The sequence below is a fragment of the Salinispora cortesiana genome, from assembly GCF_000484695.1.
Taxonomy (GTDB): Bacteria; Actinomycetota; Actinomycetes; order Mycobacteriales; family Micromonosporaceae; genus Micromonospora; species Micromonospora cortesiana.
This window is the reverse complement of sequence record NZ_AXVR01000012.1, coordinates 11783-30859: the sequence shown is the minus strand read 5'-3', so window position 1 is coordinate 30859 and position 19077 is coordinate 11783. Positions and strand designations below refer to the sequence as shown.

16 protein-coding genes are annotated in these 19077 nt (G+C 71.1%); 7 read left to right on the top strand and 9 right to left on the bottom strand.

What is annotated here, in order from left to right:
* The first annotated feature begins 72 nt into the window (after window positions 1-72).
* Window positions 73-1443: a cystathionine beta-synthase gene (locus K228_RS0108035; protein ID WP_025617971.1), complete on the top strand. Its 1371-nt coding sequence runs from the start codon at window positions 73-75 to the stop codon at window positions 1441-1443.
* A gap of 80 nt (window positions 1444-1523) precedes the next feature.
* On the opposite strand, the gene K228_RS0108030 is transcribed toward K228_RS0108035, so the two are convergent.
* The 7 genes from K228_RS0108030 to K228_RS0108000 form a co-directional block, all read right to left on the bottom strand.
* Entirely contained in the window at window positions 1524-2033 is a 510-nt protein-coding gene (locus tag K228_RS0108030) for a GNAT family N-acetyltransferase (RefSeq protein ID WP_025617970.1), read from the bottom strand.
* Entirely contained in the window at window positions 2030-2959 is a 930-nt protein-coding gene (locus K228_RS0108025) for a ribonuclease Z (RefSeq protein WP_025617969.1), read from the bottom strand. The genes K228_RS0108030 and K228_RS0108025 overlap by 4 nt, the downstream gene beginning before the upstream one ends.
* A gap of 432 nt (window positions 2960-3391) precedes the next feature.
* Window positions 3392-4585, bottom strand: a complete 1194-nt coding sequence (locus K228_RS0108020; protein WP_025617968.1) for an osmoprotectant NAGGN system M42 family peptidase — start codon at window positions 4583-4585, stop codon at window positions 3392-3394.
* Complete coding sequence (gene ngg, locus K228_RS0108015) at window positions 4582-6429, bottom strand: N-acetylglutaminylglutamine synthetase (RefSeq protein ID WP_025617967.1); 1848 nt, start codon at window positions 6427-6429, stop codon at window positions 4582-4584. Before ngg ends, K228_RS0108020 begins: the two co-directional genes overlap by 4 nt.
* 2 nt (window positions 6430-6431) lie before the next feature.
* On the bottom strand, window positions 6432-8216 hold the full coding sequence (locus K228_RS0108010) for an N-acetylglutaminylglutamine amidotransferase (RefSeq protein WP_025617966.1): 1785 nt from the start codon (window positions 8214-8216) through the stop codon (window positions 6432-6434).
* Window positions 8217-8464: 248 nt separating this feature from the next.
* Window positions 8465-9127, bottom strand: coding sequence for a peptide-methionine (S)-S-oxide reductase MsrA (gene msrA / locus K228_RS0108005; RefSeq protein WP_025617965.1), 663 nt, complete (start codon window positions 9125-9127; stop codon window positions 8465-8467).
* A 97-nt stretch (window positions 9128-9224) separates the two neighbouring features.
* The gene (locus tag K228_RS0108000) at window positions 9225-9653 is read right to left on the bottom strand and encodes an HIT family protein (RefSeq protein WP_025617964.1); all 429 of its coding nucleotides are present in this window, start codon (window positions 9651-9653) and stop codon (window positions 9225-9227) included.
* 141 nt (window positions 9654-9794) lie between these two features.
* On the opposite strand from K228_RS0108000, the gene K228_RS0107995 reads away from it, so the two are divergent.
* From K228_RS0107995 to ilvA, 3 genes are all read left to right on the top strand, one after another.
* On the top strand, window positions 9795-10937 hold the full coding sequence (locus K228_RS0107995; protein ID WP_025617963.1) for a cystathionine gamma-synthase: 1143 nt from the start codon (window positions 9795-9797) through the stop codon (window positions 10935-10937).
* An 18-nt stretch (window positions 10938-10955) separates the two neighbouring features.
* Window positions 10956-12365 (top strand): amidase, encoded by a 1410-nt coding sequence (locus tag K228_RS0107990; protein WP_025617962.1) that lies wholly within the window; start codon window positions 10956-10958, stop codon window positions 12363-12365.
* Between the two features lie 86 nt (window positions 12366-12451).
* Window positions 12452-13672 carry a threonine ammonia-lyase gene (ilvA, locus tag K228_RS0107985; RefSeq protein ID WP_025617961.1) on the top strand — a complete coding sequence of 407 codons (1221 nt, stop codon included), beginning with the start codon at window positions 12452-12454 and terminating at the stop codon, window positions 13670-13672.
* Between the two features lie 85 nt (window positions 13673-13757).
* On the opposite strand, the gene greA is transcribed toward ilvA, so the two are convergent.
* The gene (gene greA, locus K228_RS0107980; RefSeq protein WP_025617960.1) at window positions 13758-14255 is read right to left on the bottom strand and encodes a transcription elongation factor GreA; all 498 of its coding nucleotides are present in this window, start codon (window positions 14253-14255) and stop codon (window positions 13758-13760) included.
* Between the two features lie 126 nt (window positions 14256-14381).
* Entirely contained in the window at window positions 14382-14813 is a 432-nt protein-coding gene (locus K228_RS25420) for a DUF4307 domain-containing protein (protein ID WP_033776649.1), read from the bottom strand.
* Window positions 14814-15127: 314 nt separating this feature from the next.
* On the opposite strand from K228_RS25420, the gene mca reads away from it, so the two are divergent.
* The 3 genes from mca to K228_RS0107960 all read left to right on the top strand — a co-directional run bounded on the left by mca (window position 15128) and on the right by K228_RS0107960 (window position 19056).
* Window positions 15128-15970, top strand: coding sequence for a mycothiol conjugate amidase Mca (gene mca / locus K228_RS0107970; RefSeq protein ID WP_029723409.1), 843 nt, complete (start codon window positions 15128-15130; stop codon window positions 15968-15970).
* Between the two features lie 83 nt (window positions 15971-16053).
* Window positions 16054-16344, top strand: a complete 291-nt coding sequence (locus K228_RS0107965) for a hypothetical protein (RefSeq protein WP_025617957.1) — start codon at window positions 16054-16056, stop codon at window positions 16342-16344.
* Window positions 16345-16530: 186 nt separating this feature from the next.
* Window positions 16531-19056, top strand: coding sequence for a putative bifunctional diguanylate cyclase/phosphodiesterase (locus K228_RS0107960; protein ID WP_025617956.1), 2526 nt, complete (start codon window positions 16531-16533; stop codon window positions 19054-19056).
* The last annotated feature ends 21 nt before the right edge of the window (window positions 19057-19077 follow it).

Sequence of the window (19077 nt, the reverse complement as noted above, 5' to 3'; positions counted from 1 at the left end):
GCTGAGCGCGACATCCGTATTCGTCTGCCCGGCCGCCTGACCGGCGGCACCGGAGGAGAAGGGCACAACCAGGTGCAGTACTACGACAACGTCGTCGAGTTGATCGGCAACACCCCGCTGGTACGCCTGCGCAACGTGACCGAGGGCATCCAGGCCACCGTCCTGGTGAAGGTGGAGTACGTCAATCCCGGCGGGTCGGTCAAGGATCGGATCGCCCTGCGCATGGTGGAGGACGCCGAGCAGGCGGGAATCCTCCGGCCAGGCGGCACGATCGTCGAGCCGACCAGTGGCAACACCGGGGTCGGGCTGGCGCTGGTGGCCCAGCTCAAGGGCTACCGGTGCGTCTTCGTCTGCCCGGACAAGGTCAGCCAGGACAAGCAGGACGTGCTGCGTGCCTACGGCGCTGAGGTGGTCGTCTGCCCGACGGCTGTCGCGCCCGCGGATCCACGCTCCTACTACAACGTCTCCGATCGCCTGGCCCGGGAGATCCCCGGCGCCTGGAAGCCCAACCAGTACGCCCACCCGGCGAACCCCCGCTCCCACTACGAGACCACCGGACCGGAGCTGTGGGCGCAGACCGAGGGTCGGATCACCCACTTCGTCGCGGGGGTCGGCACCGGCGGCACGATCTCCGGTATCGGGCGCTACCTGAAGGAGGCGTCGGCGGGCCGGGTCCAGGTGATCGGCGCTGACCCGGAGGGGTCGGTCTATTCCGGCGGCACCGGGCGGCCGTACCTGGTCGAGGGGGTCGGTGAGGACTTCTGGCCGGAGACCTACGACCGGGAGATCGCCGACGGGATCGTTGAGGTCTCCGACAAGGCGTCATTCGAGATGACCCGTCGGCTCGCCCGGACCGAGGGGCTGCTGGTCGGTGGCTCCTGCGGGATGGCGGTCGTCGCGGGCCTGGAGGTGGCCCGTGCGGCCGGTCCGGACGACGTGGTCGTGGTGCTGCTGCCGGACGGGGGGCGCGGCTACCTGTCCAAGATCTTCAACGACTCGTGGATGGCCCGGTACGGCTTCCTGGACAACTCCGGCAGCGAGCCGACCATCGCCGAGACGCTCGCCGGCAAGCCGGGTGGGCTGCCGGAGCTGGTGCACGTGCACCCGACCGAGACGGTCCGTGACGCGATCGACTACCTGCGCGAGTACGGCGTCTCCCAGCTTCCGGTGTTGAAGGCCGAACCGCCGGTGGTTACCGGCGAGGTGGCCGGATCGATCGCGGAGCGGGACCTGCTCGACGCGCTCTTCACCGGCGAGGCACAGCTGCACGACACCATCGAGCGGCACATGGCCGCGCCACTGCCGATGATCGGCGGCGGACAGCCGGTCAGCGAGGCGGTGGCCCTGCTGGAGAAGTCCGATGCCGCTCTGGTGCTGATCGATGGCAAACCGAAGGGGGTTCTCACCCGGCAGGACCTGCTCGCCCACCTCGGGTCCCGCTGACTGGCGCCGATCAATCCGCAGGGCCCCTCGCCGACGCGGGCGTTGGCAGGGGCCCTGGCGGGCACCTCGCCCTGCCGGAGCTACAACTCCCGCCGGTAGCGGAGCAGTACGGCGGGGGTCGAGCCGATCACTTCTTCTTGGGTGACGCCGGTCGGCCGCCACCCGCCTCGCTCGTAGAAGCGGCGGGCCGGTGCGTTCTGCCGTAGCACCCAGAGTGCCGCGACTAGCCACCCACGGGAGCGCATCTCGGCCAGGGCGTCGGCCATCAGCAGCCGCCCCAGCCCGCGGCCCCGCTCCGCCGGCTCCAGGTGGACCGCGTGGAGCAGCCCGGTGGCCGGGTCCCCCTGGTCGTCCGGGCCAAGGTAGCTGAAGCCGACCAGCTGGCTGTCCCGTTCCGCCACGGTCAGTACGTGGTCGGCGCGCTCGTGGCTCCAGCGTTCTCGCCAGTACTGCCCCAGCGCCGCCGGGGTCGGCTCGGCCAGCGCCTCGGCGGTCAGGAAGGGCGCATAGGCGGCGGCTCGGGAACGTTGGTGCAGCGCCCCGACCGCGATCAGGTCGTCCGCCCTTCCGGGACGGAGCGTGACGGTCACCGTGCCGAGGGTACCCGTCGAGGCGGGACCGGCACGGTCGTCAGGTCCTCGGCGACCACCAGATCACCCGCGAAGTGCTCCCGGGCCTCGGCGACAAAGCGGTCCAGGTCCGGGTAGCGCTGGGAGAAGTGGGTGAGCACGAGGCGGCGTACCCCGCACTCGGTGGCGACCCGCGCCGCCTGCCCCGCGGTGAGGTGCCCAACCTCGGCGGCGAGCGCGGCCTCCGAGGCCAGGAAGGTGGCCTCGATGACCAGGAGGTCGGCGTTGTCGGCGAGGGCGTACACCGCGTCGCAGAGGCCGGTGTCCATGACGAACGCGAACCGTTGGCCCGGCCGCGGCACGCTCATCTGCTCCCGGGTGACCCGGCCTCCCGCCACGTCGAGGTGGCCGACGCGCTGCAACTCGCCGATGGCCGGGCCGGCGATACCGTGGGCGGAGAGCCGCTCCGGCAGCATCCGGTGCCCGTCCGGCTCGATGAGCCGGTATCCGTAGGTCTCGACGGGGTGCCGGAGCCGGCGAGCCTCCAGCGTGCCGCCGCGGATCGCGATCTGCTGCCCGTCCGTGTCGATCGGCGCGATGGCCAGCTCGGCGGTCTCGTGGAAACTCGACGCGTGTCGCAGCCGGGCGAAGTACTCGGCGCCGCCAGCCGGAAAGTGGACCGTGACCGGGTGGGGCACCCGGTCCAGGGAGAGTCGCTGAATGGTGCCGGGAAGCCCGAGACAGTGGTCGCCGTGGAAGTGCGTGACACAGATCCGGGTCAGGTCGTTGGCGGTCACCGTGCAATACAGCAGCTGCCGCTGGCTACCCTCCCCCGGGTCGAAGAGGATCACCTCGTCGTCCCAGCGCAGGACGTACCCGTTGTGGTTTCGGGTGCGGGTCGGCGTCTGGCTGGCCGTCCCGAGTACCACCAGTTCCCGCGTCGACATCCCGTCCTCCCGACTGCGCTGACCGGCTGCATCGCCCCGGCTCGGACCGTCTCGGCTGTGCGGACCGCACTGGCCCTGCCGAGGAATGAACGACCCCCGGGGCTTCCGCGCTGACGCGCGGGCCGGCTGGACTGGGCCGGCACCCCGGGGGTCGGGTGGCTGTCATGGATTCGCCGCACCGCTGCCACACGGTCTCGACGATCTTTGCTGTCCACCCGGCGGGGTGGACGACTGTCGAGGACAGCGGCTAGCGGGCAGCCACCTCACGAGTCCGATTGCTATACAAGTCTGGACCACCTCCTTTCCCGTGTACCGTCACGCTATCCACCGCGCTGTGCCCGGGGCAACGGATTTCGATCACAAGCCCGGGCAGGTCGTGAATCGGATTCGCGATAGCCTCAGGGTCCTGGTCCCGCCAGGGCGCGGGCGCCCTCAGCTAAGGCCGGGCAGGCCGATCGGGCCCTCGCGCGGTCCGTCCTCCTGCGCGGGTTGCACGGCCAGCGACGGGAACTTCGCGAGCTCACCCGCGGGCTCCGCATCCCATTCCGGGAAGACCAGGTCGCTCTGGAGATAGAGGCAGAGCAGCTGGGTTAGGTGGCGCAGCCCGTCCAGGTGGGTGCGCTCATGGCCGTGGGTGGCGTCCACGCCGAACCCGAGCAGCGCCACCCGGGCGTGCGCACCGGCCTCGACCGCCGCCGCGACATCCGAACGGTAGTTGTCGAAGACATCACGGACCAGGTCGACGCCGTTCTCGCGGGCGATCGCCGCCAGGTTGCGGGTCAGGTGGTAGTCGAACGGGCCCACCCCGTCGCCCATCGCCAGGGTCGCCGCATCCTCGCGGGACTGCTGGCCGGGGGCGACCACGGCCGCGTCCACCGAGACGATCTCGGCCACATCCGGATCCAGCCCGTGTGAGGCGCCGTGGCCGATCTCCTCCGTGACCGTGATCAACAGGTGTGCACTGACCGCGGGGGTGACCCCGGCGTCAACCAACGCCTTGCAGGCGGTCAGCACGGCCGCCACGCCCGCCTTGTCGTCCAGATGGCGGGACTTCACGTACCCGGCGGGGGTGACCTGCGGGTTGGGTAGGAGCGCCACGAAGTCGCCCACGTCCACCCCCAGCGCGCGGAGGCCGGCGGCATCGTCCACCGGTTCGTCCACCCGCACCTCGACCAACTCCCAGCCGATGCCCTGGGAGTCCACCGCGTCGTTGTAGCGGTGTCCACTGGCCTTCAGCGGCAGCACCTGACCGGTGACCACCCGATCCAGGTGGTCGGTGAAGACCCGTACGTGGGCGCCCTCGGCAAAACGTGCGCTGTGCGTCCCGATTGGCTGGAGCTCCAGCCGCCCGTTCTCCTTGAGCCGCTTCACCATCCCGCCGATGACATCGGTGTGTACCACGATCGCTCGGTCGGCCCCGGTCGTCCGGGGGCCCGGCAGATAGGCGCTGAGCGCGCCGCGTCGGGTCAGCGTGGACGGGATCCCGAGCGCCGCCAACCGCTCGCCCACATACTGCTGTACGTGGTCGGTGCGCCCAGACGGGCTCGGGATCTCCAGTAGCTCCACCAGGACGTGGCGTAGGTAGTCGAGGTCGAGTGGGAGGGGTGCGGGCTGGCTCGGGGTCATACTCCAGAGCTTGCCGCACCCGCCGGGGACCAGAGGCGTTGCGGGGCCCGGGTCCCGGGGAAGAGGAGGTCGACGAAGCGTTCGGCGGTCGGCTGCGGCTCGTGGTTGGCCAGGCCGGGTCGCTCGTTCGCCTCGATGAAGACGTGCTCGGGCTGCTCTGCGGTGGGTACCAACAGGTCCAGCCCGGTCACCGGGATGTCCAGTGCCCTACTCGCGGTCACGCACGCCTCGGCGATCTCTGGGTGCAGCTCCGCGGTGACATCGTGGATCGTGCCACCGGTGTGCAGGTTGGCGGTCCGGCGGACGACCAGCAGCTCACCCTCCGGCAGGATGTCGGTCAGGGCGTACCCGGCCTCGGCGACCACCTCGCGGGTCATCTCGTCCAGTGGGATGCGGGACTCACCGCCGGTCGCGGCGGCCCGACGGCGGCTCTGCCGCTTGATCAGCTCAGCGATGTCGTGCACCCCGTCGCCGATGATCGACGCTGGTCGGCGCACCGCGGCCGCCACCACCTCATGATCAATCATGACGACGCGCAGATCCTCACCGGCGCACAACTCCTCGAGCAGCACCTCCGGGCAGTATCGGGCGGCCAGCTCGGCGGCCGTGTGCAGGGCTTCGGCGGTGCGCACTCCGACGGTGATCCCCTTGCCCTGCTCGCCCCGGGCCGGCTTCACGACCAACTCGCCGACTTCGGCCAGAAACGCGGTGTCGGCCCCGTCCCCGGTGGCCGTCCGGCCCTGCGGCACGGAGAGCCCGGCCTGGGCGAGGATCCGGCGGGTGACCCGCTTGTCGTCACAGCGGCTCATCGCCACCGCCGAGGTCAGCTCGGAGAGCGACTCGCGGGTGAGGATCGTTCGGCCGCCGCTGGTCAGCCGCAGTTCACCCCAGGTCGGGTCGGTCACCTCCACCCGGATGCCCCGGCGCATCGCCTCGTCCGCGACGATCTGCGCGTACGGGTTGAGCTCGTCGTATCCCTCCGGCATGGCGGGGAGGAAGAGTCGCTCGTTGATCGGATTCTTCCGCTTCACGCAGAGCGCGGTGACGCGGTAGAAACCGAGCCGCTCATAGAGCCGGATCGCGCCCTCGTTCTCGGCGAGCACGGACAGGTCCACGTACGCCCGTCCCCGGTTGACCAACCGGGCCGCCAGCTCAGTGATCAGCGCCTGACCGGTGCCGGGCGGCGCGGCGTTGAAGTCCACGGTCAGGCACCAGAGGCTGGCACCGCCGTCCGGGTCGTCGAAGACGGCGACGTGGTCCACTCCGGTGATGGTGCCGACGATCTCGCCGGTCGCGTTCTCGGCGACCAGGTGCAGGAAGCTGTCGGTGGCGGCGTTGGAGACGAGTACCTCCACCGGCGCGGTCACCATGCCGTTGGCCGCATAGATCCGGTTGACGTCCTCGGCGTCCTGCGCGTCCCGCAGCGGCCGGATCCGCAGGCCGGGGATCTCCGGGGCGGCGAGCCCCTCACCGTGCAGTGGCAGCCGGAAGGTCAGCGACGGGTCGATGAACAGCTCGTCCGGCAGCCGGGAGACGAGTACGTGCGGATCGTCCAGGTAGATGCAGATGTCCCGGGCGCCAGCCGCCTCCGAGCGCAGCACGTCGGCGACGTCGGCCTGGTCGGCGTAGGTCTGGCCGAACACCAACCGGCCCCAGCCGCAGTCGAGCACAACGCCCGCGGCGGGCGCGTCGGCGACGGGCTCTGCCGCGGGTGCGACGGCCGGGCTGGCTGAGGTGGCCGCGGCGGCCACTGGGTCGCCGCCGGGGCCAACCCGCTCGAACCGACGGCTCCGGCCCCGGACCTGATCTGCCAGGGCTACCCCGGTCGCGAGGGTTCCCGACATGGTCAACCGATTCCGTGGTTCTGGAGCCACATCTCCAGGAGTCCGAGTTGCCACAGCTTGTTTCCGTTCAACGGGGTCAGTTCGGCGTTCGGGTCGTCGAGCAGCGCGTTGACGTAGTCGGTGCGGTACAGCCCACGACGACGAGCCTCCGGCGCCGAGAGCGCGTCCCGGACCCGGTCGAGGAGCTTGCCCTCCAGGTGAGTGAGGCCCGGAACTGGGAAGTAGCCCTTCGGCCGGTCGATGACCTCGTGCGGCAGGACCCGCCGGCCGATCTCCTTGAGCACGCCCTTGCCGCCCTGAGCCAGCTTCAGCTCCGGCGGGCAGGTCGCGGCGAGCTCCACGAACTCGTGGTCCAGGAACGGGACCCGGGCCTCCAGCCCGTGTGCCATGGTCATGTTGTCGACCCGCTTCACCGGGTCGTCGGTCAGCATGATCTGCGTGTCGATCCGCAGGCCGGCATCGACCGCGGTCTGCGCCCCGGCCTGGGCCAGGTGGGCGGCGACGAACTCGCGTGCCGGGTCACCTTCGGCCAGCCAGGCCGGGTTGAGTACGCGCGCCAGCCCGGCCGCGTCCCGGTCGAAGAACGCACCGGCGTAGGTCTCGAGCGCCTCCTCCCGCGCGACCTGCGCCAGCGGCGGGTACCAGTGGTAGCCGCCCAGGATCTCGTCCGCGCCCTGACCGGACTGGACGACCTTGACGTGTCGAGCCACCTCCTGGCTGAGCAGGTAGAACGCGACGCAGTCATGGCTGACCATCGGCTCGCTCATTGCGGCGACCGCTGCCTCCAGCGGCGGCACCAGGTCCTGCGACGGGACGCGGATCTGGTGGTGATCACTGTCGAAGGTCTTCGCCACCAGGTCCGAGTAGCGGAACTCGTCGCCCTCCCGACCCCCGACCGAGTCGAAGCCGATGGAGAAGGTGGAGAGGCCGCGCTGGCCCTCCCCGGCGAGCAGGGCCACCACCAGGCTCGAGTCCAGGCCGCCGGAGAGCAGCACGCCGACCGGTACGTCGGCGACCATCCGTCGCCGCACGGCGGTGGTCAGGGAAGCCAGCAGGGCATCCTGCCAGTCCTGCGCCGACCAGCCGGCGCGTTCGGGGCTCCGGGTGAAGGACGGATTCCAGTAGACCCGCTCGTGGCTACGGCCGTCCGGCTCGTAGACCCGGATGGTGGCCGGGGGCAGCTTGGCCACCCCGCGCAGGATGGTGCGCGGGGGCGGCACGATGCTGTGGAAGCTCAGGTAGTGCGCGAGCGCGACCGGGTCGATCTCGGTGTTGACGCCACCGCCGGCCAGCAACGCCGGCAGGGTGCTGGCGAAGCGGACCACACCCGGCGACTCGGCCAGGTAGAGCGGCTTGATGCCGAGCCGGTCCCGGGCCAGCACGAGCCGGCCGGTGTCCCGCTCCGTGATCGCCACGGCGAACATGCCGACGAGGTGGTCGACGAAGTCAAGGCCCCATTCGGCGTACGCCTTGACCACCACCTCGCTGTCTCCGGAGGAGAAGAAGTGGTGCCCCTTGGCCTGCAGCTCGGTCCGTAGTTCCCGGTAGTTGTAGATGCAGCCGTTGAAGACGCCGGTAAGGCCGGCGGCGGCGTCCACGACGGGCTGGCCGCTGGCGGCCGAGAGGTCGATGATCTTCAGGCGGCGGTGCCCCAGGGCGATCGCTCCCTGTGCCCACACCCCGCTGCCGTCCGGCCCTCGGTCACTCATCGTGGCCGCCATGCGCTCCACCGTGGCCACATCGGCCCGGGAACCATCACGGCGAAACTCTCCCGCAAGTCCGCACATGTCAGTCCATGCTGCCAGAGGATATTGCGATTAGCCTGTTGAGACCATGACGGTCGTGTAAAAGGGTTGCTAGAATTCCCGTCCTCCATTGCACAGAGTGACGGTTCGTGGGGATGAGGGTGGCAGTTCGTGTCACGCGTGGTCACTCTGCGAGGATCTACCGCCGTTACCCGATGTGATGATCGACCCATTTATGGAATGTGATGTGGCGGGCGAGTTGTCGGCCAGGAAACCCGCCCGCATCCGCATCAGTCAGTGGTACGCGCGACGCCGACCGGACAGCTCAGCCCATTGGGGCCGTGGTTGCAGTAACCGCCGGGATTCTTGGTCGGGGCGAGGTACTGCTGGTGATACCCCTCGGCGAGGTAGTAGTCGCCGAGGGGGCTGATCTCCGTGGTGATCTCGCCCTTGCCGGCGCGGGCCACGACCGGCGCGAACGCGTCGCGGGACGCCAGCGCGGTGGTCAGCTGCTCGCCGGTGGTTGGGTAGATCGCCGACCGGTACTGGGTGCCCACGTCGTTGCCCTGCCGCATGCCCTGGGTCGGGTCGTGGTTCTCCCAGAAGACCTTCAACAGGTCCTCGTACGTGATCTTCGACGGGTCGTAGCTGACCTGGACGACCTCGGCGTGCCCGGTCCGGCCGGAGCGGACCTCGTCGTACGACGGGTTGGGCGTGTGGCCACCCGCGTAGCCCACCGAGGTGGTGAGCACGCCGGGCAGCGTCCAGAACAGCCGCTCGGCGCCCCAGAAGCAACCCATCCCGAAGACGGCGACCTCGGTCCCCTCGGGAAACGGGCCCGTCAGCGGGGTACCCAACACCTCGTGCGGTTCGGTGACCGGTGTCGCGACCGGGCGGCCGGGCAGGGCCTCCTCCGGGGTGATCAGCTGGGCCTTCGTGCGGCGCAGGAACACGGTGGGACTCCTCTCATACCCTTCCCCGGCTGCAACGCCGGCGGGCCCGGCTTCCTTACCCGCGACGGCGGCTTCCTTACCCGCGACGGCGGCTTCCTTATCCGCGACGGGGCGCTCCGGCGCAACCCGGCAGCGCCGCGCGGATCCGGTCGGCGTGGTTGGCCGCCTCGGCGTCGTCCCGGTAGCGGGTGCGGGGCCAGAAGAAGCCGCGCAGCCCGTCGCCCTTCGTCCGCGGCACCACATGGGTGTGCAGGTGGGGAACCGATTGCGACACCTTGTTGTTCATCGCCACGAACGTGCCGCCCGCACCCAGCCCGGCCTCGACCGCGACGGCGAGTCGGCGGACCAACCCGAAGTAGCCCGGCAGCGCCTCCGTCGGCAGGTCCGCCAGCGTGACCAGGTGCGGAGGCGGCACCACGAGCAGGTGCCCCTTGAACACCGGCCGGGTGTCCAGGAAGGCCACCCCGCCCGGCTCGTCCACGACCCGGAACGCCGGCACCTCGCCCGCGACGATCCCGCAGAACACGCATCCGCTCATCCCTCGGCAGGGTAGCCCAGGCGGGACCCGCCCCGCCGGCACCGGCACACCTGCTGGTGGCGGGCTCTGCCGCCGGAGCGCCGACGGTTACCGGCGCCCCGGGGACCGGGCCCGACTAACGTTCCGGTCATGAGTAACGGCTTCGAGACGCTCGCCATCCACGCCGGCCAGGCCCCGGAGGCCCGCACCGGCGCGGTGATTCCCCCGATTTACCAGACCAGCACGTACGCACAGGACGCCGTCGGCGCGCCGCGCCAGGGCTACGAATACAGCCGCTCCGGCAACCCGACCCGGGACGCCCTGCAGGAGTGCCTGGCCGCGCTGGAAGGCGGCGCCGTCGGTCTCGCCTTCGCCAGTGGCCTCGCCGCCGAGGACACGCTGCTACGGGCGGTCTGCACCCCCGGTGACCACGTGGTCATCCCGGACGACGCCTACGGCGGCACCTACCGGCTCTTCGCTCGGGTCACCGAGCGCTGGGGCCTGGCGTACACCCCGGCCCGGGTCTCCGATCCCGACGCGGTCCGGGCCGCGATCCGACCGGGCCAGACAAAGATCGTCTGGGTGGAGACCCCCACCAACCCGTTGCTCGGCATCGCCGACATCGCCGCCCTCGCGGCGATCGCCCACGAGGCGGGGGCGTTGCTCGTGGTGGACAACACCTTCGCCTCCCCGTACCTGCAGCAGCCGATCACGTTCGGTGCCGACGTCGTCGTGCACTCGACGACCAAGTACATCGGTGGACACTCCGACGTGGTCGGTGGGGCACTGGTCGTCGCCGACCCCGAGCTCGGTGCCGAGCTGGGCTATCACCAGAACGCGATGGGTGCGGTCAACGGGCCGTTCGACGCCTGGCTCACCCTGCGCGGGATCAAGACCCTCGGCGTACGAATGGATCGCCACTGCGACAACGCCGAACGGATCGCCACCTTTTTGGACGGGCACCCGTCGGTCGCCTCGGTCAGCTACCCCGGCCTGCCCACCCACCCCGGGTACGAGGTGGCCGTGAAGCAGATGCGTCGCTTCGGCGGGATGGTCTCCTTCCGCGCGGTCGGCGGCGAGGAGCAGGCCGTACAGATCTGCAACCGGGCGAAGCTGTTCGTGCTCGCCGAGTCGCTCGGCGGGGTGGAGTCCCTGATCGAGCATCCGGGACGGATGACACACGCCGGTGCGGCCGGCTCGCCGCTTGAAGTTCCCGGTGATCTCGTGCGACTGTCTGTCGGCATTGAGACGGTAGACGACCTGCTGGCTGATCTGGAGCAGGCGCTGGGCTGATCGCGGGGCTGGGGGAGGGTGGCCGTGCAGGACATCGTGCCGACCTGGGTGGGGGCGACCGCCAAGCAGATCGCCCGCGGCGTACGCCGCGGCGACATCTCCGCCACCCAGGTCGTCGCCGACCATCTCGACCACGTCGCCCGGGTCGACCCCGACCTGGCCGCGTTCCGGCGGGTGCGGGCCGGTGCGGCGGTTACCGAGGCGGAGAAGGTCGACGAGCTGGAAGACCTGGCTGACCTTCCGCTGGCCGGGGTGCCGGTGGCGGTTAAGGAGAACACCGCCGTCGCCGGGTTGCCCACCTGGAACGGTTCGGCCGCCGCCCGGACCCAGGTGGCGGAGGCCGACCATGAGGTGGTCCGGCGGCTGCGCGGCGCTGGCGCGGTGATTCTCGGCGTCACCCGGATGCCGGAGCTGGGCCTGTGGGGGGTGACCGACGATCCGACCGCGGTGACCCGAAACCCGTGGGACCGCGGCCGTACCCCCGGCGGCTCGTCCGGCGGGTCGGCCGCGGCGGTGGCCGCTGGGCTGGTGCCGATCGCCCACGCCAACGACGGGCTCGGGTCGATCCGGATCCCGGCGGCCTGCTGCGGTCTGGTCGGCCTCAAGCCCGGGCGCGGGGTGGTGCCCTGCCAACTCGGCGCGGATGACTGGTTCGGCCTCACCGAGCACGGGGTGCTGACCACCACCGTCGCCGACGCGGCGGTCGGCTTTCAGACGCTCGCCGGCCGTCGGCAGGAGAAGCTTGTCCCGCCGGCCCGGCTCCGGGTCGGCGTGTCCCTGCGCTCCCCGGTGCGGGGCGTCTCGCCAGATGCGTCGAACCGGGACGCGGTCGTCGCCGCTGGTCGACTGCTCGCCGCCGCCGGGCACGACACCGTGCCCGCCGACCCGAGCTACTCGACGGCACTTGGCCTACAGGGCCTCGCCACCTGGTTCGCCGCAGCCACCGCGGACGTCCAGGCCGCGGGGCTGGACCGGCGGAGCCTGCAAAAGCGCAGCCGCCAGCACGTCCGGCTCGGGGAGTGGGTGCAGCGCCGGGGGTACGTACGTCCGGCCGACCGGGAGGTCTGGCGAGAGCGTTCGATCGGACTCTTCACCGACCACTCGATCGACCTGCTGCTCACCCCGGCCCTGGCGAGTATCCCCCCGGCCGCGGTCAGCTGGTCGGCTCGTTCCTGGCGGGCGAACGTGCTGGCCAACCTCCGCTACGCCCCGTACACCGCACCGTGGAACATCGCCGGACTGCCCGCACTGGTGGTGCCGGTCGGCCGCCGGCCGGACGGGCTGCCGGTGGCGGTCCAGCTGGTCGGTCCGCCCGGGTCCGAGCTCCTGCTGCTCGGGGTGGCCGGCCAGTTCGAGATGCAGGCCCCCTGGGCCCGGCACGCCACTGGCTACCCACGGGATGGGATGTCCAGGCCGGCCGCCGGGTGACCCGTCGCCGGTCCCACCACAACGGCGGGGACCGGCGGCGGTGGCCAGGCCCGGCGCTGGTCGGGGCGGGTGGCACGATCAGGGGCATGACGAAATTGGTCAGCCTGGACGACGTACGGGCCGCGCGGGAGTTGCTTGCTGGTGTCGTTCGGACCACCCCGTTGGAACCGTCCCGCCCCCTCAGCGCTGCGCTCGGCGGGCCGGTGTGGCTCAAGTGTGAGCACCTCCAGCGGGCTGGTTCGTACAAGGTGCGGGGGGCAATCGTTCGGATCTCCCGGCTGTCGGCGGCGGAGCGCGCCAACGGTGTCGTCGCGGCCAGCGCCGGCAACCACGCCCAGGGCGTGGCGCTCGCTGCCGGCCTAGTCGGCACGCACGCCACCGTGTTCATGCCGGTGAACGCACCGTTGCCGAAGGTGGAGGCCACCAAGGGGTACGGCGCGCAGGTCGAACTCGTCGGTAACACGGTTGACGAGACGCTGGTGGCCGCGCAGACCTACGCCGAGCGCACCGGGGCAACGCTGATCCACCCGTTCGACCACCGCGATGTGATCGCGGGGCAGGGCACGGTGGCGCTGGAGATCCTCGAACAGTGCCCGGAGGTCCGCACGATCGTCACCGGGGTGGGGGGCGGTGGACTGGTCTCCGGCACTGGCGTCGCGGTGAAGGCGCTGCGACCAGATGTGCGGGTCGTCGGTGTACAGGCGGCCAGCGCCGCCGCCTTCCCGCCCTCACTGGCCGCGGGTGAGCCGGTGCGGCTGCCGTCGTTCGGCACGATCGCGGATGGAATCGCCGTCGGCCGTCCCGGTGAGCTGACCTTCCAGCACGTCCGCACGTTGGTCGACGAGGTCGTGACCGTGCGCGAGGAGGACATCTCCCGCGCGCTGCTGATGTTGTTGGAGCGGGGCAAGCAGGTGGTCGAGCCGGCTGGTGCGGTGGGGGCGGCGGCGCTGCTGGCCGGCGCGGTCGACGTCGAGGCGCCGGTGGTGACGGTGCTTTCCGGCGGCAACATCGATCCGCTGCTGATGCTGCGGGTGATCGAGCATGGGCTCGCGGCGGCCGGGCGCTACCTACGGGTCACCGTCCGCTGCTCGGATCGACCGGGCCAGCTCGCCTTGTTGCTCAGCGAGATCGCCGAGCAGCGGGCGAACGTCGTGGATGTCGAGCACCAGCGGGCCAACCCGCACCTGCGGCTCGGCGAGGTCGAGGTGGCGCTGTCGGTGGAGACCCGCGGCACCGAACACTCGGACACACTGATCAGTGTGCTGCGGGCCAGCGGCTACCAGGTGGTCTTCGCCGGCGAGGCGTGAGGCCGCCGGCCCCGCTCCGCGGGACCAGAAATTGCCGACGTGCCGGTGGCCCGGGGGGGGCACCGGCACGTCGGTACGGGTGCGTTCAGCCGCTGAAGGGCTCGAAGGCGACCACGGTGACCTTGATATCCGCGCCGCTGGGTGCGGTGTAGGTGCAGGTCTGGCCCGGGCGGCAGCCCAGGATCGCCTGTCCGATGGCGGACTCGGGGCTGTAGACCGTCAGGTCGGTGGTTGACGAGATCTCGCGGGAACCGAGCAGGAAGCGCTCGGTGTCATCCTTGTCATCATCGAAGTAGATCGTTACCACCATGCCCGGTGCGACCGTGTCGGCGGTCGGTGCCTCGCCCACCTGAGCGGTGCGCAGCAGCTCCTTCAGGTAGACGATCCGCCCTTCGGCCTTGCCCTGTTCCTCGCGAGCGGCGTGGTAGCCGCCGTTCTCCCGCAGGTCACCCTCCTCGCGCCGGGCGTTGATCTCGGCGGCGATGACCGGCCGATTTGCGATCAACCCGTCGAGCTCCGCCTGGAGGCGGTCGTGCGCCTCCTGGGACAGCCAGGTGGCGGGCGCCTCGTTGCCAGTGGACACAGGCGATCTCCTCAGTCGTGCTGGCGGCAGGTGAAATTCCAAGTTACCAGTGCCCGCCGACGCCGTCGGCCCGACGATCAACGTCCGGGCTTTCCCGCGCCGTCCCGTCGTGGCCGTCGCGGCAGGTCAGGCCGGGCGACGGCAGCGAAGTACCTCGCCGATGAAAGGGCGTCCCTCGGTCGCCAGGCGGTGCTGCGCGCGTACCTCTCGCTCGTCGGGCTGGGCGGTCACCGTGACCTGCTCCCGGGCCACCTCGGCGCCGTCCCGGTCCCGGGCCCGCAGCACACAGACCGCGGACCCACCCGGGGGTACGGTGACCCGGAAGTCGATCAGTACCTGCGAGTCGGTGATCTCGGTGTATGTGATTACGGTTGCGTCGTACTCCACGCCGCCGTACTGCTGGTAGAGCCGGACCACGATCGTGCCGAGGGCCGCCACCAGGGCGAGCCCCACCAGCGCGGTCAGCACCGGACGGCGGCGGCGTTCCCGCCGACGGCCGTACCGACCGGGTGGGAAGACCGGCGCGCCGGTCAAATGTGTGGCGTGCGTCTCGCTCACCGGCGGGCATCTCCTGGCGTCGTTGTCGGGGGCATCAGCAAGAATGGTTTGGTAAGAGTGGCAGGTTCATTCTCCCAGCCGTCCGGGGGCGTCAGCACCGTGGGCACGTCAGTGACGCGGGCACGTCAGCACCGTGGGCACGTCAACACCGTGGGAGCTCCAGCATCGCAGGTCAGCGCCGGTGGAGTGCCCAGGGGTGCGGGTGTGTGCCGTGGGCGGGTCGACGGCGGGGGATTGTTCCGTAGCCGGGCGGTCTGGGTAGGACCGCCGGGCAGAGACGAGGAGCGCCGACGTTGGCAGAGCGACTGCGGCTCATGGCCGTCCACGCACACCCGGACGACGAGTCAAGCAAGGGGGCGGCGACCACCGCGAAGTACGTGGCCGAGGGGGTGGACGTCCTGGTCGTGACGTGCACCGGCGGTGAGCGGGGGAGCGTGCTCAACCCGAAGATGGACCGGCCCGACGTCTGGGCCAACATCGCCGACATCCGCCGTGCCGAGATGGACGCCGCGCGGGCGATCCTCGGTATCGAGCAGGCCTGGCTTGGCTTCATGGACTCGGGTCTGCCGGAGGGGGACCCGCTGCCACCGTTGCCCGAGGGCTGCTTCGCCCTGCAGGACGTGGAGGAGGCCGCCGGCCCGCTGGTGCGTCTGATGCGGGAGTTCCGCCCGCACGTCGTCACCACCTACGACGAGGAGGGCGGCTACCCCCACCCCGACCACATCATGACTCACAAGATCAGCGTTGCGGCCTTCGACGCCGCCGGTGTCCCCGGGCGTTACCCCGATCTCGGCGAGCCCTGGCAGCCGCTCAAGCTCTACTACGACATCGTCTTCTCGAAGGGCAAGATCCTGATGCTGCACGAGGCGCTGCTCGCCGCCGGCATCGAGTCGCCGTACGAGGAGTGGCTCACGCGCTGGGAGGGCCGGACGGACAAGGGCCCCAGAATCACCACCCGGGTGAACTGCGCCGAGTACTTCCCGGTCCGTGACGACGCGTTGCGCGCCCACGCGACCCAGATCGACCCGGATGGATTCTGGTTCCAGGTGCCGATGGAGGTACAACAGCGCGCCTGGCCCACGGAGGACTTCCAACTCGTCCGGTCCCTGGTCGACAGCCCCCTGCCCGAGTCGGACCTCTTCGCCGGGATCGCCTAGCCGGTCCACTCCGAAGAGGGGTTCCATCGGCCCCGCTCCGGGGGCGGGCTAGGCTGGGCACCACTCGCGCAACGGAGGACGCCATGCTGACCGCCGCTGAGGTGCTCGCCCAAAACAACTTCGGGAACACCCGCACGGGCGGGCTGGCTGGCCCGATGGGCCTGTTCCTGATCCTCGTGCTGGCGATTGCCACCGTTTTACTGATCCGCAACATGAACGCCCGCCTGCGTCGGCTGCCCAACCAGTTTCCGTCCGCCGCCGGCTCCGCTCCGTCCGACGCTGGTCAGGCAGCTGCGGCAGTCAGCGAGGCGACCGGTGACGCCCCGGCGCGGGATTCTTCGCTGAAATCCGGGACCGGGCCCCAGCAGCCCTGAACGGGCCCTGGCCGCATGATTCACGACTTACGGCGCCCTAGCCCCCTGTTGCGGTCACCGGTATTGGCTTAGCCTTCCCGCCGGGGACGGAAAGTTTCGTCGGCCTGGGTAGGAGGGGGCGCCGATGATCAGCACAGCTGTGGCTGCCCGTCGTCCTGCCGTAGAGTTCGAGGCCGGGGCGGGGCGGTGACCTCCACTCCATCCGGCCAGTCGCGGGCCGGTCCCCCCAACCGGTCGAGGTGGGCCGGCGCGCTTACGGCGGTGGTGCTGGCGACGGCCCTGGTGGTAGCCGTGGGGGCGGTCATCCGGCCGAGCGGTCTGCCCAGCGACGACCCGCTGGGCGGCCCGGCGCGCTTCGGGATCGCGGTCGCCCTGTTCGCGTTCGCGCAGCTCGCCCGTCTCCAGTTCCGGGCTGCGGCCGGAGCGGTCAGCCTCACCTGGGGCGAGGCGGCGCTCGTCATCTGCCTCCACCAGGTGCCCGCCGGCTGGATTCCGGCGGCCACCCTCCTCGGCGTCGGCCTGGCCTGGTCGGGGATGTCGTTGCTCGGCACCCACCGGCCACCGCTGGAGATCGCCCGGATCGCGTCGTCGTTGACCGTGGCGGCGGCGGTGGCCGGCTTCGTCACCACCCTGCTGGGTCGGCCGCTGCTGGCGGCGCCGACCCCACCGCTGGCGCTCGCGATGGTCGCGGGCGCGGTCACCTACCTGCTCGTCAGCGTCGCGCTCGGTGCGGTCACCGTCAACCTGCACCACGGCGTCCCCGTCCGTGCCCTGCTGGGGGAGGCGCTGCACGGCAAACTGCTGACGTTCGTCGGGAACGTTGTGGTGGGCCTGGTCGTGGTCGCCCTCGTCGAGGTGGACCCACGTTGGTTGCTGATCCTCCCGCTGCCGCTCTGGCTGCTCCAGCAGACCTATCGCCACCGGCTCCGCGCCGATCGGGAGCGACGTGCCTGGCGGGCCTTCGCCGAGGCGACCGCCGCCCTGAGCCACCGCGACGAGCGGGGCATGGCGACGGCGGCGGTTAGCGGCGCACTGACTCTGTTTCAGGCCGAGCTGGTCACCGTGGAGGTCGCCGGCGGCGACGGCCGATGGCATCGGTATCGGGGCGACGCCACCGGTCAGCTCTCCACCAAGGAGATCGGCGGCCCCGACGTGGCCGGTGGGGACGAACGCGAGCTGGTTCGGCCGCTCGCCGTTGGGACCGCCACCGGCGGCCAGCTCCGCGTCCGGTTCCCCCGGGCGGCACCACCCACCGACCGCGACCGCGACGCCTTCGCGGCGTACGGCGACGCCCTCGCCGTCGCTCTGCACGACGCGGCGAGCCATCGGGAGCTGCGCAAGGTAGCCGCCTGCTCCCTGCAGGAGGCGGTGAGTGACGCGCTAACCGGCCTGGCCAACCGGACAGCCATGCTCAGCAAGGGGGACCAGGTGCTGCGGCGGCTGGCCCGGGACCGGCCGGTGGCACTGTTGCTGCTGGACATCAACCGGTTCAAGGAGGTTAACGACACGCTCGGGCATGCCGCCGGTGACCAGCTACTCCAGCTGACCGCCGACCGACTGGGCGGGCTGGCCCGCGGCGGGGACCTGCTGGGCCGGCTCGGTGGCGACGAGTTCGCCCTCCTGTTGACATCGGTGCCAGTGCTCGGAGACAGCGCCGCCCCGATGGCGTACACGCTGCGCCAGGCCCGGGAGATCACCGAACGGCTCGCCGCCCCCACCGAGGTGGCGGGCGTCCGGATGTCCGTTGAGGCCGCCGTCGGGGTGGTGGTCGCCAGTGCCGGCACCGCCGACATGGCGGAGCTGCTGCGCCGGGCGGATATCGCGATGTACCAGGCGAAGGAGGGCAGCGGGTGCGTCGCCGCGTACGACTCCGCGCGGGACGCCACCAGCACCGATCGGCTCGCTCTCCTGGCCGAGCTGCGCGAGGCGTTGGCCGCCGACGACCAGTTGGTGCTGGTCCTGCAACCGGCGGTGGACCTGGCCACCGGGGCGCCGACCGGGGTGGAGGCGCTGATCCGCTGGCGGCATCCCCGACGCGGTTGGCTGAACCCGCACGAGTTCATCCGTCCGGTGGAGAACAGCGAGCAGCTGGGCACCTTCACCCGGTACGTGCTGGACAAGGCCCTCGGTGTGGCGGCCCAGTGGGCCCAGGACGGACTGGACCTGCCGATCTCGGTGAACCTCTCCGCCCGCAGCCTGCTCGACCGGCGGCTGCCCACCGAGATCGCAGACGCGCTGCGCCGCCACCGGGTCCCGGCGCGGCGCCTCGTCCTGGAGATCACCGAGACGGTGGTGATGAGCGAGCTCGAGGTGATCGACGAGGTGCTCGGCGCGCTGCGCACGATGGGCGTGCAGTTGGCCGTGGACGATTTCGGCACCGGGTTCTCGTCGTTGACCTTCCTCACCCGGGTCGCCGTGGACGAGCTGAAGGTGGACCGTTCCTTCGTGCTCCGGATGGCCGACTCGCCGGAGGCGGCGGCGATCGTGCGCACCACGGTGGGGCTCGGCCAGCAGCTGGGGCTACGGGTCGTCGCCGAGGGGGTGGAGACCGCCGAGCAGCGCAGCGCGCTGGCCGAACTCGGCTGCACGGCCGCCCAGGGCTACCACTTCTTCAAACCCGTGCCGGCCGACAAGATCGGTGCGGTTCTCGGCGGTCTGGTCAGCGGGGCGCGCTCCCGGGTTGTTCCCCTCCGGGCCGACGGCGCCTCCTGACCGTCCGCGCCGATAGGGTCG